The sequence below is a fragment of the Streptomyces fungicidicus genome (assembly GCF_003665435.1).
Taxonomy (GTDB): Bacteria; Actinomycetota; Actinomycetes; order Streptomycetales; family Streptomycetaceae; genus Streptomyces; species Streptomyces fungicidicus.
On sequence record NZ_CP023407.1, the window covers coordinates 4756216 to 4771185 of the forward strand.

At 71.9% G+C, this 14970-nt stretch carries 17 protein-coding genes; 8 read left to right on the forward strand and 9 right to left on the reverse strand.

Annotated features, from left to right (window positions below; translation table 11 throughout):
* Window position 1 precedes the first annotated feature (1 nt).
* Window positions 2–1015, forward strand: coding sequence for a tryptophan--tRNA ligase (gene trpS, locus CNQ36_RS21885; protein ID WP_121548543.1), 1014 nt, complete (start codon window positions 2–4; stop codon window positions 1013–1015).
* Between the two features lie 216 nt (window positions 1016–1231).
* Window positions 1232–1810, forward strand: coding sequence for a 2'-5' RNA ligase family protein (locus CNQ36_RS21890; protein ID WP_121547230.1), 579 nt, complete (start codon window positions 1232–1234; stop codon window positions 1808–1810).
* A gap of 28 nt (window positions 1811–1838) precedes the next feature.
* Here the strand turns inward: CNQ36_RS21890 and CNQ36_RS21895 are convergent, their stop codons facing one another.
* Both CNQ36_RS21895 and CNQ36_RS21900 read right to left on the reverse strand, forming a co-directional pair.
* Entirely contained in the window at window positions 1839–2594 is a 756-nt protein-coding gene (locus tag CNQ36_RS21895) for a decaprenylphospho-beta-D-erythro-pentofuranosid-2-ulose 2-reductase (protein ID WP_121547231.1), read from the reverse strand.
* A 19-nt stretch (window positions 2595–2613) separates the two neighbouring features.
* A complete protein-coding gene (locus tag CNQ36_RS21900; RefSeq protein ID WP_121548544.1) occupies window positions 2614–3969 on the reverse strand; it encodes a decaprenylphosphoryl-beta-D-ribose oxidase in 1356 nt (451 codons plus the stop codon).
* Between the two features lie 133 nt (window positions 3970–4102).
* Between CNQ36_RS21900 and CNQ36_RS21905 the strand changes: the two genes are divergently transcribed.
* Genes CNQ36_RS21905 through CNQ36_RS21920 form a run of 4 tightly spaced genes read left to right on the forward strand, consistent with a single transcriptional unit; the run spans window position 4103 to window position 6901 of the window.
* The gene (locus CNQ36_RS21905; RefSeq protein WP_121547232.1) at window positions 4103–4630 is read left to right on the forward strand and encodes a phosphatase PAP2 family protein; all 528 of its coding nucleotides are present in this window, start codon (window positions 4103–4105) and stop codon (window positions 4628–4630) included.
* Window positions 4627–5562 carry a decaprenyl-phosphate phosphoribosyltransferase gene (locus tag CNQ36_RS21910; RefSeq protein WP_121547233.1) on the forward strand — a complete coding sequence of 312 codons (936 nt, stop codon included), beginning with the start codon at window positions 4627–4629 and terminating at the stop codon, window positions 5560–5562. Before CNQ36_RS21905 ends, CNQ36_RS21910 begins: the two co-directional genes overlap by 4 nt.
* On the forward strand, window positions 5559–5996 hold the full coding sequence (locus CNQ36_RS21915) for a GtrA family protein (RefSeq protein WP_040906297.1): 438 nt from the start codon (window positions 5559–5561) through the stop codon (window positions 5994–5996). Before CNQ36_RS21910 ends, CNQ36_RS21915 begins: the two co-directional genes overlap by 4 nt.
* Window positions 5984–6901, forward strand: coding sequence for a YihY/virulence factor BrkB family protein (locus CNQ36_RS21920; protein WP_004926772.1), 918 nt, complete (start codon window positions 5984–5986; stop codon window positions 6899–6901). Before CNQ36_RS21915 ends, CNQ36_RS21920 begins: the two co-directional genes overlap by 13 nt.
* Here CNQ36_RS21920 and CNQ36_RS21925 read toward each other — a convergent pair.
* Window positions 6849–8132, reverse strand: a complete 1284-nt coding sequence (locus tag CNQ36_RS21925) for a D-alanyl-D-alanine carboxypeptidase family protein (protein WP_228313037.1) — start codon at window positions 8130–8132, stop codon at window positions 6849–6851. The genes CNQ36_RS21920 and CNQ36_RS21925 overlap by 53 nt on opposite strands.
* 172 nt (window positions 8133–8304) lie before the next feature.
* Here CNQ36_RS21925 and CNQ36_RS21930 point away from each other — a divergent pair, with 172 nt between their 5' ends.
* Both CNQ36_RS21930 and CNQ36_RS21935 read left to right on the forward strand, forming a co-directional pair.
* On the forward strand, window positions 8305–8553 hold the full coding sequence (locus CNQ36_RS21930; RefSeq protein ID WP_121547235.1) for an SCO4848 family membrane protein: 249 nt from the start codon (window positions 8305–8307) through the stop codon (window positions 8551–8553).
* A gap of 24 nt (window positions 8554–8577) precedes the next feature.
* Window positions 8578–9921 (forward strand): metallophosphoesterase, encoded by a 1344-nt coding sequence (locus CNQ36_RS21935; protein ID WP_121547236.1) that lies wholly within the window; start codon window positions 8578–8580, stop codon window positions 9919–9921.
* 108 nt (window positions 9922–10029) lie between these two features.
* Here CNQ36_RS21935 and CNQ36_RS21940 read toward each other — a convergent pair whose 3' ends face one another.
* The 6 genes from CNQ36_RS21940 to CNQ36_RS21965 form a co-directional block, all read right to left on the reverse strand.
* Window positions 10030–10797, reverse strand: coding sequence for a TetR/AcrR family transcriptional regulator (locus tag CNQ36_RS21940; protein ID WP_004926762.1), 768 nt, complete (start codon window positions 10795–10797; stop codon window positions 10030–10032).
* Window positions 10798–10829: 32 nt separating this feature from the next.
* On the reverse strand, window positions 10830–11333 hold the full coding sequence (locus tag CNQ36_RS21945; protein WP_004926758.1) for a thiol-disulfide oxidoreductase DCC family protein: 504 nt from the start codon (window positions 11331–11333) through the stop codon (window positions 10830–10832).
* Complete coding sequence (locus tag CNQ36_RS21950) at window positions 11330–11737, reverse strand: hypothetical protein (protein WP_004926756.1); 408 nt, start codon at window positions 11735–11737, stop codon at window positions 11330–11332. Before CNQ36_RS21950 ends, CNQ36_RS21945 begins: the two co-directional genes overlap by 4 nt.
* A gap of 194 nt (window positions 11738–11931) precedes the next feature.
* Entirely contained in the window at window positions 11932–12711 is a 780-nt protein-coding gene (locus tag CNQ36_RS21955; protein ID WP_004926751.1) for a succinate dehydrogenase iron-sulfur subunit, read from the reverse strand.
* The gene (sdhA, locus tag CNQ36_RS21960) at window positions 12711–14465 is read right to left on the reverse strand and encodes a succinate dehydrogenase flavoprotein subunit (protein ID WP_121547237.1); all 1755 of its coding nucleotides are present in this window, start codon (window positions 14463–14465) and stop codon (window positions 12711–12713) included. The genes CNQ36_RS21955 and sdhA overlap by 1 nt, the downstream gene beginning before the upstream one ends.
* 19 nt (window positions 14466–14484) lie before the next feature.
* Window positions 14485–14967 (reverse strand): succinate dehydrogenase hydrophobic membrane anchor subunit, encoded by a 483-nt coding sequence (locus tag CNQ36_RS21965; RefSeq protein WP_004926745.1) that lies wholly within the window; start codon window positions 14965–14967, stop codon window positions 14485–14487.
* Window positions 14968–14970 lie beyond the last annotated feature (3 nt).

A 14970-nucleotide genomic window follows, 5' to 3' on the forward strand; every position in this document is an offset into this window, starting at 1 on the left:
CATGGCGACTGACCGACCTCGCGTGCTCTCCGGAATCCAGCCCACCGCAGGCTCGTTCCACCTCGGCAACTACCTGGGCGCCGTCCGCCAGTGGGTGGCCCTGCAGGAGACCCACGACGCGTTCTACATGGTCGTCGACCTGCACGCGATCACGCTGCCGCAGGACCCGGACGTGCTGCGCGCCAACACCCGGCTCGCCGCCGCCCAGCTCCTGGCAGCCGGACTCGACCCGGACCGCTGCACGCTCTTCGTGCAGAGCCACGTGCCCGAGCACGCGCAGCTCGCCTGGGTCATGAACTGCCTCACCGGGTTCGGCGAGGCCTCCCGCATGACCCAGTTCAAGGACAAGTCCGCCAAGCAGGGCGCCGACCGCGCCTCCGTCGGACTGTTCACGTACCCGATCCTCCAGGTCGCGGACATCCTGCTCTACCAGGCCGACGAGGTGCCGGTGGGCGAGGACCAGCGCCAGCACATCGAGCTCACCCGTGACCTCGCCGACCGGTTCAACGGCCGGTTCGGCGAGACCTTCACGATGCCGAAGCCGTACATCCTCAAGGAGACGGCGAAGATCTACGACCTCCAGGACCCGTCGATCAAGATGAGCAAGTCGGCGTCCACGCCGAAGGGCCTCATCAACCTCCTGGACGAGCCGAAGACCACCGCCAAGAAGGTGAAGAGCGCGGTCACCGACACCGACACGGTGATCCGCTACGACGTCGTCGAGAAGCCCGGTGTGAGCAATCTCCTCACGATCTTCTCGACCCTCACCGGGACGGGCATCCCCGAACTGGAGGAGAGGTACGCCGGCAAGGGCTACGGCGCCCTCAAGACGGACCTCGCCGAGGTCATGGTCGAGTTCGTGACTCCCTTCAAGGAGCGCACCCAGCAGTACCTGGACGACCCCGAGACGCTCGACTCGGTCCTGGCCAAGGGCGCCGAGAAGGCCCGGGCCGTCGCCGCCGAGACCCTCGCACGGGCCTACGACCGGGTGGGCTTCCTGCCCGCCAAGCACTGAACCGCCGGGCACCGGCGACCCCGCCCCGAACCGGCGCTGAACCGGCCCGCGCCCGCGATCCGTACCCCCGCACAGCGCCGCACATCACTCCGGTTGCGCCTGCCCGCATCCGGGTCGTGGTCGTACAGTCGATGACAGGGTGACCGTTCGGACGGTCACCCCGCGCTCACCGGACCTTCACCACCGCGCTTCACCACCACAACGACAGGAGACGACGTGGGGACCGTAACGATCGGTGTGTCGATCGCGGTCCCGGAGCCTCACGGCAGCCGGCTTCAGCAGCTGCGCGCGGGCTTCGGCGACGCCGCGGCGTACGGTATCCCCACGCACGTCACCCTGCTGCCGCCGACGGAGATCGACGAGGCCGTGGTGCCGGCCGTCGAGGCGCATCTGGCCGAGGTCGCGGTGGCCGCCCGCCCGTTCCCCATGAGGCTGTTCGGCACCGGCACCTTCCGCCCGCTCACGCCGGTGGTCTACGTCCAGGTCGTGGAGGGCGGCGCGGCGTGCACCTGGCTGCAGAAGCAGGTCCGTGACCCCTCCGGCCCGGTCCCGCGCGAGCTGCAGTTCCCGTACCACCCGCACGTCACCGTGGCGCACGGGATCGACGAGGCGGCCATGGACCGCGCCTACGCCGACCTCGCCGACTACGAGGCCCAGTGGCCCTGCACCGGCTTCGCGCTCTACGAACAGGGCGCCGACGGGGTGTGGCGCAAGCTGCGCGAGTTCCCCTTCGGCACGGCGGTGGTGCCCCCGCAGGCCGGCAGCGTGGACCGGGGATCCGTCTCCGCCCACTGAGCGCCCCGCCGCCGTCCCCTCCCGGGGTTCAGAGCGGCAGCCGCCGGAACACCGCCCGCGGCAGATGCCGCAGCGCCGACATCACCACCCGCAGCGCGCCCGGCACCCACACCGTCTCCGAGCGGCGCCGCAGCCCCAGCTCGACGGCGGCCGCGACCGCCTCCGGAGTGGTCGCCAGCGGCGCCTCGGGCAGCCCGGCCGTCATCCGCGTCCGCACGAATCCGGGGCGCACGACCATGACGTGCACGCCCGTGCCGTACAGCGCGTCGCCCAGGCCCTGGGTGAAGGCGTCCAGGCCGGCCTTGCTGGAGCCGTAGATGAAGTTCGCGCGGCGCGCCCGCTCGCCCGCGACGGAGGACAGCACCACCAGCGAGCCGTGGCCCTGCGCCTGGAGTGCGCCCGCGCACACCAGGCCCGCCGAGACGGCGCCGGTGTAGTTGGTCTGCGCGACCCGCACCGCGGCCGCGGGGTCCCGTTCGTCGTGCGCCTGGTCGCCGAGGGTGCCGAAGGCCAGCAGCACCATGTCGACGTCGCCCTCGGCGAAGACCTTGCCGAGCACCTCCTCGTGGGCGGCGGGGTCGAGCGCGTCGAAGGCGACGGTGCGCACCTCGGCGCCCAGGTCGCGCAGTCGGCCGGCGGCCTCGTCCAGGGCGGGGGAGGGGCGGCCGGCCAGCCACACCGTGCGGGTGCGGCGGGCGATCAGCCGCCGGGCGGTGGCCAGCGCGATCTCGGACGTACCGCCGAGGACGAGCAGGGACTGGGGGAGGCCGAAGGCGTCCTTCATGACAGCTCCTAGATCTTGCCTAGAGACGGAGGCGGCGGGCCAGGTCGGAGACGAACACCCCGCGCGGGTCCAGTTCGCCCCGCAGCGCGCGGAAGTCGTCCAGGCGGGGGTACATGGCCGCGAGCAGCTCCGGGCGCAGCCGGGAGTCCTTGGCGAGGTAGACGCGTCCGCCGGCGGCGGCGACCTCCTCGTCGAGCGCGTCGAGGAAGGCGCCGAGGCCGGGCAGGGACGCCGGGACGTCCAGGGCCAGGGTCCAGCCCGGCACCGGGAAGGACAGCCAGCCTGGGTCGGACTCGCCGAAGCGTTTGAGGACGGCGAGGAAGGACGGGCAGCGGCGCTCGGAGATCCGCCGCACGATCCGGCGCAGGGCGTCCTCCCGGCCGTGCCCGACGACGAACTGGTACTGCACGAAGCCGCCCGGGCCGTAGACCCGGTTCCAGTGCGGCACGCCGTCCAGGGGGTGGAAGAACGCGGGGATCCGCTGGAGCTGCCCGGTCCGCGCGCGGGGCGCCTTGCGGTACCAGACCTCGTTGAACAGCCCCACCGTGGTGCGGTTGAGCAGGCCCCCGGGCACGAAGGAGGGGGCGGCCGGGAGGCGGGAGGTGCGGAAGGACAGGGGCTCCGCGCGTGCGCGCGTGCCGCGGGGCAGCGCGTCCAGGGGAGCGTGGTCGCCGCGCGTCAGCACCGCGCGGCCGGTGGACCCGCCGCGGGCCAGCAGGTCGATCCAGGCGACCGAGTAGCGGTAGCGGTGGTCGGTGTCGGCCATACGGGCCATCAGGTCGTCGAGGTCGCTCGCGCGTTCGGTGTCGACCGACATCAGCGAGGTCTCGACCGGCTGGAGCCGGACCGTCGCCGTCAGGATCACCCCGGTCAGTCCCATGCCGCCCGCGGTCGCCTCGAACAGCGGCGTGCCCGGCACGACCGTGCGGATCCGCCCGTCGGCGGTGAGTAGTTCCAGGGACAGCACATGGCGGGAGAACGAGCCGGAGACATGGTGGTTCTTGCCGTGGATGTCGGCGCCGACCGCCCCGCCGACCGTCACATGGCGGGTGCCGGGTGTGACCGGCACGAACCAGCCGAGCGGCAGCAGCACCTCCATCAGCCGGTGCAGCGAGACGCCCGCGTCGCACAGCACGGTGCCGCCGTCGGCGTCGACCGCGTGGACCTGGTCCAGGCCCGTCATGTCGAGCACCGCGCCGCCCGCGTTCTGCGCCGCGTCCCCGTACGCCCGCCCCAGCCCCCGCGCGATGCCCCCGCGGGCCCCGCACTCCCGGACGGCCCGCACGGTCTCCTCGTACGTCCGGGGGCGGATCAGCCGGGCGGCGGTGGGAGCGGTGCGGCCCCACCCCGTGACGGGAACGGTGTCGGCAGGCATGACGGCGACCGTATCGTCCATGTGTGACTGATTGGTTTTGAAACGTCATCCTCGTCCCCGAAACGGGTGATTAATGGGATGTCGCCGCATAAGGGTGGCGGCTCCGGCCCGCCGGGCGTGAACAGTGGTCCACATGGACGACCCCCAGGACCGCCCTCCCGGTCTCCCCGGCGTGGACCACCGGATCGTGTCGGCCCTCCGGGCGTGCGGCGCCGACCCGCACGTGGCCGGCGCCGCCCGGGCCCTGTCCCGGGCGGGGGAGCACGGGGCGCTGTGGCTGGCGGCGGGCCTCGCCGGGGCCGTCGTGGACCGCCGGCGGCGCGGCGCCTGGCTGCGCGGCACCGCGCTCACCGCCGGTGCCCACGTGGCCAGTTCGGCCCTGAAGCGGGTGGTCCGCCGGCCGCGTCCCACGCATGTCGAACCCCTGGTCGGCACGGTCGGCCGGCACTCCTTCCCCAGCTCGCACGCCACCTCCGCGGCGGCCGCCGCCGTCGCCTTCGGCGCGCTGGGCTCCCGCGCCGTGCCGCCGCTCGCCGCCGCCGTGTGCGTCTCCCGCCTGGTGGCGGGGGTCCACTACCCGTCGGACGTGGCGGCAGGCGCCGCCCTGGGCGCGCTGACGGCCCGGCTGGGCGCCCGCTGGATGACCGGAGGCACCGCATGACCCTCCTGCGCGAGCGCTCCGACCGCCGGCAGGCGGCACCGCCCGACGACGGCGGTCTCCTCGTCGGCCTCCTGCTGACCGCCCGGCCCAAGCAGTGGATCAAGAACGTCCTGGTGATCGCCGCCCCGGCCGCCGCCGGCGAGCTGTTCTCCGTGCGCGCCCTGACCCGGCTCGCGCTGGTCTTCGTCCTGTTCACCGCCTGCGCCGCCGCCGTCTACCTCGTCAACGACGCACGCGACGCCGAGGCCGACCGCGCCCACCCCGTCAAGTGCCGCCGCCCGGTCGCCGCCGGCCGGGTCCCCGTGCCCGCCGCCTACGCCGCGGGGACCGCCCTCGGCGTCCTCGCGCCCTTCGCCGCGGCCCGGCTGTGCCCCCCGGAGGTCGCCGCGCTGCTGACCGCCTACCTCGCCATGCAACTGGCGTACTGCGTCAGCCTCAAGCACGTCCTCGTCGTCGACCTCGTCGTCGTCACCACCGGCTTCCTGATGCGGGCGGCGGCCGGAGGGCTCGCCCTCGGCATCCCGCTGTCGCGCTGGTTCCTGATCACCACCGGGTTCGGAGCGCTGTTCATGGTCGCGGCCAAGCGCTACTCGGAGGCCGTGCAGATGGCGGGGAAGGCGGGCGCCACGCGCGCCCTGCTCACCGAGTACAGCACCGGCTACCTCCGCTTCGTCTGGCAGCTCGCGGCCGGCGTCGCCGTCCTCGGCTACTGCCTGTGGGCCCTGGAGGAGGGCGGCGTGCCGCACACCAGCGTGCTGCCCTGGCGGCAGCTCTCGGTGGTCGCCTTCGTCCTCGCCGTCCTGCGCTACGCCGTCTTCGCCGACCGCGGCACCGCCGGCGAACCCGAGGACGTGGTGCTGGGCGACCGCGCGCTCGCCGTCATCGGCCTGGTGTGGGCGGCGATGTACGCCCTCGCGGTGGTCGACTGGTGAGGCCCGGCCCGGCCGCCCGGCGGCGCGAGCTCCTCGGCTTCGCCACCGCCGGGCTGCTCGCCTACGCCGTCGACCTGGCCGTGTTCACCTGTCTGCGCGGCCCCGCCGGACTCGACCCGCTCACCGCCAAGGCGCTCTCCTTCGTCGCCGGCTGCACCGTCGCCTACGCGGGCAACGCCCACGGCACCTACCGCGGCTGCCGGGTCCGCGGCCCGCGCCCCTACGCCCTGTTCTTCGCGGTGAACCTCGCGGGCGCCGCCCTGCAGCTCCTCTGCCTGGCCGTCAGCCACTACGGGCTCGGCCTCACCTCGCAGCGCGCGGACACCGTGTCCGGCGCGGTCGTCGGCATGGTGCCGGCCACGGTCGTCAGGTTCTGGGGAACCAGGACATTGGTCTTCCGTGATGCGGGCAGAGTCGGGTCATGGACTGGCTGAAAAGGCTCCCGGGCGTCGGGCCGTGGATGGCGCGGCTGATGCTGACGCACGCGTGGCGGTCGTACGAGCGCCTGGACCGCGTGCACTGGACACGGCTGGCCGCCGCGATGACGTTCCGGAGCTTCGTCGCGCTGTTCCCGCTGCTCACCGTGGCCGCCGCGGTAGGCGCCGCGACGCTGAGCCAGGACCAGCAGAACACCCTCCAGAGGAAGATCGCCGACCAGGTGCCGGGCATCTCCGACCAGCTGAACATCGGGGACCTGGTGGAGAACGCCGGCACCATCGGCCTCATCGCCGGCGCCGTCCTGCTGTTCACCGGCATCAGCTGGGCCGGAGCCATGCGCGAGTGCCTGCGCGCGGTGTGGGAGCTGCCCGACGAGGAGGAGAACCCGTTCCTGCGCAAGGGCAAGGACGCGGGCATACTCGTCGGCCTGGGCGGCGCGGTCCTGATCACCCTGGCCGCCTCGACGGTCGCCTCCGCGATGGTCGGCCGGATCAGCGACGCCATCGGACTGGAGAAGGGCGGCTGGGGCGGGATCGTCCTGCACGTGGCGGCGTTCGCCGTCGCCGTCGGCGCCGACTTCCTGCTCCTGCTGTACGTCCTCACCCTGCTGCCCGGCGTCGAACCCGCCCGGCGCCGGCTGATCGTCGCCGCGCTCACCGGCGCGATCGGCTTCGAACTGCTCAAGCTGCTGCTCAGCGGCTATATGCAGGGCGTGGCCGCGAAGAGCATGTACGGCGCGTTCGGCGTCCCGGTGGCCCTGCTGCTGTGGATCAACTTCACCGCGAAACTCGTCCTGTTCTGCGCCGCCTGGACGGCGACGCAGAGCAGGGAGGAGGAGGCGCCCGGGCTCACGGACGCGGGCGGCGGCGCACCAGGTCCGGCAGCGGCCAGCGACGGTTGACCAGGAACGCGCCGCCCGCGAGCAGTGCGACGACCCCGCCGGCGATGCCCAGCGCGACCCCGGCGCCGTCGGCGCCGCCGCCCGACGCGGCGCTCGCCACCGGCTTCGCCCCGCCCCCGGCGGCGCCGTCCCCGGAGCCCCCGGCCTCACCGGCGGAGGCGGACGGACCCGGCTGGGCCTCGGCGGCGCTCCTCGGCGGCACCAGCTCGCCCACCGGCTCGACCTTGCCGGCCGCCTCGAAGCCCCAGTCGAAGAGCTTCGCGGTCTCCTTGTAGACCTCGTTGCTCTCGTTCGTCCGCGGGTTCATCACGGTGACCAGCAGCACCTTGCCGTCACGTTCGGCGACCCCGGTGAAGGTGGCGCCGGCGTTGGTGGTGTTGCCGTTCTTCACACCCGCTATGCCCTGGTAGACGGGGACGTCGTAGTCGCCGGCCAGCAGCCGGTTGGTGTTCTGGATCTCGAAGGACCCGCGGACCTTCTTGCCCTTCTTGTTCTTCTTCGTCTCGCCCGGGAACTTCGCGCTGACCGTCGAGCAGTACTCCCGGAAGTCCTTCTTCTGCATGCCGGACCGCGCGAACAGCGTCAGGTCGTACGCGGACGACACCTGTTCCGGGGCGTCGTAGCCGTCCGGGCTGACCACGTGTGTGTCGAGGGCCTGGAGCTCCTCGGCGTGCGCGTTCATCTCGTCGACGGTGTTCTTCACGCCGCCGTTCATCGCCGACAGCACGTGCACCGCGTCGTTGCCGGAGCGAAGGAAGACACCCAGCCACAGGTCGTGGACGGAGTACGTCTCGTCCTCCTTGATGCCGACCATGCTGGACCCCGAGCCGATCCCGGCCATGTCCGACGGCTCGACCTTGTGCTCCGTGGTCTTGGGCCACTTCGGCAGCAGCGTGTCGGCGAACAGCATCTTCAGCGTGCTCGCCGGGGCCAGCCGCCAGTGCGCGTTGTGCGCGGCGAGCACGTCGCCGGACTCGGCGTCGGCGACGATCCAGGACCGGCCCGACAGACCCTTCGGCAGCACCGGCACCCCGCCGGCGAGGTTGACCTGGGTCCCCGGCTGCCCGAGCCGGGCGCCGCCCACGGTCGACATCTTCGCCGGGGGAGTGGCCGACGGGCTCGTCGACGGCTTGGGGGCCGCGAGCGCCACGGGTGAGGTCAGCGCGGTGGACAAGAGGACGGCGGAGGCGACCAACAGCGGGCGCCTGACGGTGTTTTTGGGTGCGGGCACGACCGGAAACGTACATGCCATGTCCGTCGAAGTCCCGGGCAGGCCCCCACCCCGGGCAGGGATTCGGACAGGTCCCGGTGATACTGGAGCCATGCCGTGCTCCTCCGGGGGACGACCCCCGGACCCCCGGCCCGTCCCGGGAGCCCGGTGCTGCGACGAAAGGTCTGTTCCGGTGAAACTCAGCCGTCCTGTCTCCTGGTTCCTGCTCGCTTTCGGGGTGTGGAGCTGGGTCATCTGGATCACTTTCGTCAAGAGCCTGGTCAAGGACGGCAGCGGACTCGCGTTCGAGGACGGGCACCCGACGGCCTACTTCTTCGTTCACCTGACGCTCGCCGTCGTCTCCTTCGTATTGGGGACGGTCATCGGGGGCATCGGGTTGCGCGGTCTTCGCGCACTGAGCCGGACGTCACGGACGTCGTAACGGGAAGCAGGGGAACTCCGCCTCGTGGCCATCGTCTTCTTCGTACTCATCGCACTGCTGGTCCTGGCCGTCCTGGTGACGGGCAACTGGTACGTGTGGAGGCGTCTGTTCAGGGACACCACGCAGGGTCCGGGCGCGGTGCGCCGCGCGGGCGCGGTGGTCGTCGCCGGAGGGTGGGCGCTGACCGTCGGGGCTCTCGTGGCGGAGCGCTCCGGGGCGCCCTTCTGGCTCCAGCAGGTGCTGGCCTGGCCCGGGTTCCTGTGGCTGGCCCTGGCGCTGTACCTGCTGCTGGCGGTGCTCGCGGGTGAGCTGGTGCGGCCGGTGCTGCGCCGGATCCTCGAACGGCGGGACCGGGCGGCGGCGGACACGGCGGTGGTCGTTACGACGGCCCCGGAGCCGATAGCGGCCGGGCAGGGGGCCGGGCGGGGCCCGAGCGGGGCGACGGCGGTCGGGTCGGCCGAGACGGCCGGGACGGCCGGGACGGCCGGTCAGGAGCCGGCCGACGGCGCCGGCGCGTCCGGGCCGCCGTCGGCGCTCGCCGTTCCCTCCCGCCGGCTGTTCGTCTCCCGCGTGGTCGGCGGTGCCGCGGCGGCGGCGGCCGTGGGGACCGTGGGCTACGGGACGTACGGGGTGCTGCGCGGGCCGCGGGTGAAGCGGGTCACCGTGCCGCTCGCCAAGCTGCCCCGCGCGGCGCACGGCTACCGGATCGCCGTGGTCAGCGACATCCACCTCGGTCCGGTGCTCGGGCGGGGCTTCGCGCAGAAGGTCGTCGACACGATCAACTCGACCCAGCCGGACCTGATCGCGGTCGTGGGGGACCTGGTGGACGGGAGCGTGAAGGACCTCGGGCCGGCCGCGGCGCCGCTGGCGCAGCTGAGGGCACGTCACGGGTCCTTCTTCGTCACCGGCAACCACGAGTACTTCTCCGGTGCCGAGCAGTGGGTGGACGAGGTACGGCGGCTCGGCATCGACCCGCTGGAGAACGCCCGCACGGAACTGCCGCACTTCGATCTGGCCGGGGTCAACGACGTGGCCGGCGAGAGCGAGGGCCAGGGCCCGGACTTCGCGAAGGCGCTCGGCGACCGGGACCGGGCGCGGGCGTGCGTCCTCCTCGCCCACCAGCCGGTGCAGATCCACGACGCCGTCGACCACGGCGTCGACCTCCAGCTCTCCGGCCACACCCACGGCGGCCAGCTCTTCCCCGGCAACCTCGTCGCCGGCCTCGCCAACCCCACCCTCGAGGGCCTGGACCGCTACGGCGACACACAGCTGTACGTCAGCCGGGGCGCGGGGGCGTGGGGGCCACCCACCAGGGTGGGCGCCCCGTCGGACATCACAGTGATCGAACTCGCCGCCCGCGAGGCATGACGGCGGCCCCCGCGGAGTGACCCGGCCTCGTGCCGTGTGGCTGGACGTGGGGTTGCCGGGGGCGGCTCCGGGACGGGTCGACCCGCCGTCGGGGCGGGGTGGACGCCGTCAGCTGACGGAGCCGGGGCGTCCGTCGTCGGCGGGCGCCCCCTTCTTCGCCGGGTCGGGCAGCGCCTTCGTCATGCCCGGCAGGAACTCCGTGAACAGTTCGTGCACCTCCCGCACCAGCGGCCGCAGCACCCGGAAGCGGGCCAGGGCGATGCCCCGCGCGGTGAGCCGGGCGCCGCGCTCGGCGAGCCGGTAGCTGCGCTCCCGGCCCTCGGTGCGGTCGAAGATCCAGTACAGGACGAGCCCCATCTGGGACAGCCACATCAGCTCGGGCAGCACCTCCCGCAGCTCCTCCGGCACCTTGGTCCTGGTGCCGGCGAGCACCGCGCGGTGGACGCTGATCGCCTCCGCCCGCGCGTGCTCCGACTCCGGGGAGAAGGGGCTGAGCGGGCTGTCCGGGTCGGCGGCGTTCTTGAAGAACTGCACCGCGAACTCGTGGTACGGCGTGGCGATGTCCAGCCACGCCTTCAGCACGCCGGCGAGCCGGGCCTCCAGATCGGTCTCCCTGGCCAGGACCTCCCGGGCCGCCACCTGGTGCTCGGCGGCGATCCGGTCGTAGAAGCCCTGGATCAGGTGTTCCTTGCCCTCGAAGTAGTAGTACGCGTTGCCGACGGAGACCCCGGCCTCCTGGGCGATGGCCCGCATCGTCGTCTTGTCGTACCCCCGCTCCTGGAACAGCCGCATGGCCGTCTCGAGGATCAGGGCGCGGGTCTGCTCGGACTTGCTGGGAGTGGCGCCGTCGCCGGGGCCGTCGTTCTTCGCGGGCACGGAAACAGAGCCTAACGCCAGGGACGGGCGGGCTAAGGGGCGGTGCAGGTGCCGGAAACGCAGCCCGGCGAGGCGTAGCTCCAGCCCTCGCGCGGATCGTACGTCCAGCCGTCGCCCCTGCGGTACACGCCGCCGCCCCACCCGGACACCGCCCCGCGCCACTTGGCGGCGGCCAGCACCGCGCCCTTGGCGAGCCGGGCGCCGGCCGGGGTGCTCAGCCGGTGGGCCAGCGCCCGGTGCTCCCGCAGCGCCCAGAGGGTGACGATCCAGGCGTGGGCGCCCCGGTACACCTGCCCGCCGTCGCCCACGACGGTGATCTCCTCCAGGGTGGACCCGTGATCGAGGCCGGGGAAACGGGCCCGCGCCGCCTCCGACGCCGCCGGGACCAGCTCCAGGGGCACCAGCTGCCGCTGGCGCACCAGCCAGTCCCGTACGAAGGCGCACAGGGAGCACTCGGCGTCGTACAGCACGGTGAGCCGGCGGACCGGGACGCGCGGGGCGCCCCGGTCCTCGCGTGTGGCCGTCACGCCGCTCACGCCCCGGCCGAGGGGGCGACCCACTCCTGCGGCGCGACCGGCGGGAGCTGCTCCCGCTCCATGACCCCGCGCCGCCGGAACCGGTTGAGCACGTACACGTTGGCCAGGTGCATCACGCCCAGCACCAGCAGCACCACGCCGAGCTTGGTCGACAGGGCCTCGAAGATGCCGCGGGTGTCGGCGATCGTGTCGTCGCCGCTCAGATACAGCGCGACGAAGCCGAGGTTGACGAGGTAGAAGCCCACCACCAGGAGGTGGTTGACGGCGTCGGCGAGCTTCTCGTTCCCGTGCAGCACGTCGGCGAGGAAGACCCGCCCGTTGCTGCTGAGCGTGCGGGCCACCCAGACGGTCAGCCCCAGGCTGACGACCAGGTAGATGACGTAGGCGATGACGGTGCGGTCCATGCCCCACCCCTTCTTGAACGCGTTCAAAACGCTGACGTGAGAGACTCTAGACCCTTCTTTTGAACATGTTCAACCCGCTTGGGGGTGGGCCGCGTCACGGCCGTCCCGGCCGCGTTCACCCGGAGGTGGGGCTCATGCCGGAGGGCCCCGTCTCCGGTGGAGACGGGGCCCTCCTGGACCTACGGCGGGGTACCTCAGTAGCGGCGCGTGATCAGCGCACGCTTCACCTCGGCGATCGCCTTCGTGACCTCGATGCCGCGCGGGCAGGCGTCCGTGCAGTTGAAGGTCGTGCGGCAGCGCCACACTCCGTCGCGGTCGTTGAGGATCTCCAGGCGCTGCTCGCCGGCCTCGTCGCGCGAGTCGAAGATGAAGCGGTGCGCGTTGACGATCGCGGCCGGGCCGAAGTACTGCCCGTCGTTCCAGAACACCGGGCACGAGGACGTGCACGCGGCGCACAGGATGCACTTGGTCGTGTCGTCGAAGCGCGCGCGGTCCTCGGCGGACTGCAGCCGCTCACGCGTCGGCTCGTTGGTCTCCTTCGTGATCAGGAAGGGCATCACGTCCCGGTACGCCTGGAAGAACGGCTCCATGTCCACGACCAGGTCCTTCAGGACCGTCAGGCCCTTGATGGCCTCGACCGTGATCGGCTTCTCGGGGTTGATGTCCTTGATCAGCGTCTTGCAGGCCAGACGGTTCTTGCCGTTGATCCGCATGGCGTCGGAGCCGCAGATGCCGTGGGCGCAGGAACGGCGGAAGGTCAGCGTGCCGTCCAGATCCCACTTGATCTTGTGCAGCGCGTCGAGGACGCGCTCCTTCGGGTCGATCTCCAGCTGGAAGTCTTCCCAGACCGCGTCGGCGGAGACCTCCGGGTTGAACCGGCGGATCCGCATGGTGACGGTGATGTAGGGGGAGTCGGCGAAACCGGGCTCGGGGGAACCGGCCGCGTCCGCCTTGTCCAGAACAGGGGTAGCCATCAGTACTTACGCTCCATCGGCTGGTAGCGGGTCTGGACGACCGGCTTGTAGTCCAGACGGACGGTCTCGGTGCCGTCGGCGCCGACCTCGCGGTACGCCATCGTGTGACGCATGAAGTTGACGTCGTCGCGGTTCGGGTAGTCCTCGCGGTAGTGACCGCCGCGGGACTCCTTGCGGGCCAGCGCGGAGACGGCCATGACCTCGGCCAGGTCGAGCAGGTTGCCCAGCTCGACGGCCTCCAGCAGGTCGGTGTTGAACCGCTTGCCCTTGTCCTGGATGGCGACGTTCTTGTAGCGCTCGCGCAGCTCGGCGATCTTCTCGACCGCCGTCTTGATCGTCTGCTCGGTGCGGAACACCATGACGTTGGCGTCCATGGTCTCCTGCAGCTCGCGGCGGATCTCGGCCACCCGCTCGTTGCCGGTGGAGGAGCGCAGCCGCTCGATCTGCCCGACGACGAGGGACTCCGGGTTCTCGGGGAGCTCGACGAACTCGGCGGTCTGCGAGTACTCCGCCGCCGCGATGCCCGCCCGCTTGCCGAACACGTTGATGTCCAGCAGCGAGTTGGTGCCCAGGCGGTTGGCGCCGTGCACGGACACGCAGGCGACCTCGCCGGCCGCGTACAGACCCGGCACGACGGTGGTGTTGTCCGCCAGGACCTCACCCTCGACGTTGGTCGGGATGCCGCCCATCGCGTAGTGCGCGGTGGGCTGGATCGGGATCGGGTCCGTGTAGGGCTCGATGCCGAGGTAGGTGCGCGCGAACTCGGTGATGTCGGGCAGCTTGGCGTCCAGCTGCTCCGGCGGGAGGTGGGTGAGGTCCAGGTAGACGTGGTCGCCCTCGGGACCGCAGCCGCGGCCCTCGCGGATCTCCGTGTAGATGGAGCGCGAGACGACGTCACGCGAGGCGAGGTCCTTCATGACCGGCGCGTACTTCTCCATGAAGCGCTCGCCGTCCTTGTTGCGGAGGATGCCGCCCTCACCGCGGGCGCCCTCCGTCAGCAGGATGCCCATGCGCCAGATGCCGGTCGGGTGGAACTGGAAGAACTCCATGTCCTCCAGCGGCAGCCCGCGCCGGTACACGGCGGCCTGGCCGTCACCGGTCAGGGTGTGGGCGTTCGACGTCACCTTGAAGAACTTGCCGGTGCCGCCGGAGGCGTAGATCACGGCCTTCGCCTGGAAGACGTGGATCTCGCCGGTGGCCAGCTCGTACGCCACCACACCGGCCGACCTCTTGACGCCGTCGACCTCGGTGATCAGCTGGTCCAGGACGTAGAACTCGTTGAAGAACTCCACGCCCTCCTTGACGCAGTTCTGGTACAGCGTCTGGAGGATCATGTGGCCGGTGCGGTCGGCCGCGTAGCAGGAGCGGCGGACCGGGGCCTCGCCGTGGTTGCGGCTGTGACCGCCGAAGCGGCGCTGGTCGATCGTCCCGTCGGGCGTCCGGTTGAACGGCAGGCCCATCTTCTCCAGGTCGAGGACCGAGTCGATGGCCTCCTTCGCCAGGATCTCGGCGGCGTCCTGGTCGACCAGGTAGTCACCGCCCTTGACCGTGTCGAAGGTGTGCCACTCCCAGTTGTCCTCCTCCACGTTGGCCAGCGCGGCGGCCATGCCGCCCTGTGCGGCGCCCGTGTGGGAGCGGGTGGGGTAGAGCTTGGTCAGGACGGCGGTGCGGCTGCGCTTCGTCGACTCGATGGCCGCGCGCATGCCCGCGCCACCGGCGCCGACGATGACGGTGTCGTACTTGTGGATCTTCATGATTCTCGCAGCCCCGTGCCTAGCGGATGTTCGGGTCGAAGGTGAAGATCACCAGCGTGCCCAGCAGGATGGTGAACACCGTGGCGGTGTAGAGCAGGCCCTTGAGCCACAGCCGGGTGTTCGGCCGCTCCGCGTAGTCGTTGATGACCGTACGCAGGCCGTTGGAGCCGTGCAGCATCGCGAGCCACAGCATCAGCAGGTCCCAGACCTGCCAGAACGGCGAGGCCCAGCGGCCGGCCACGAAGGCGAAGCCGATCTTGGAGACGCCGCCGTCGAGGACGAGCTGGATCAGCAGGTGGCCGATGACCAGCACGACCAGCACGACACCGGACAGGCGCATGAACAGCCAGGCGGCCATCTCGAAGTTGCCCCGGGTGGACTTCGGGGTCTTCTTCGTCCGCGCGCGCGGGGGCTCGATGACCGGCGCCGGGTTGTCGACGGAGTAGAGGGAGGCGCCCTCGACGGGGCCGATGCCCGAGGCGGAGGTTTCAGTCGTGGACATTGG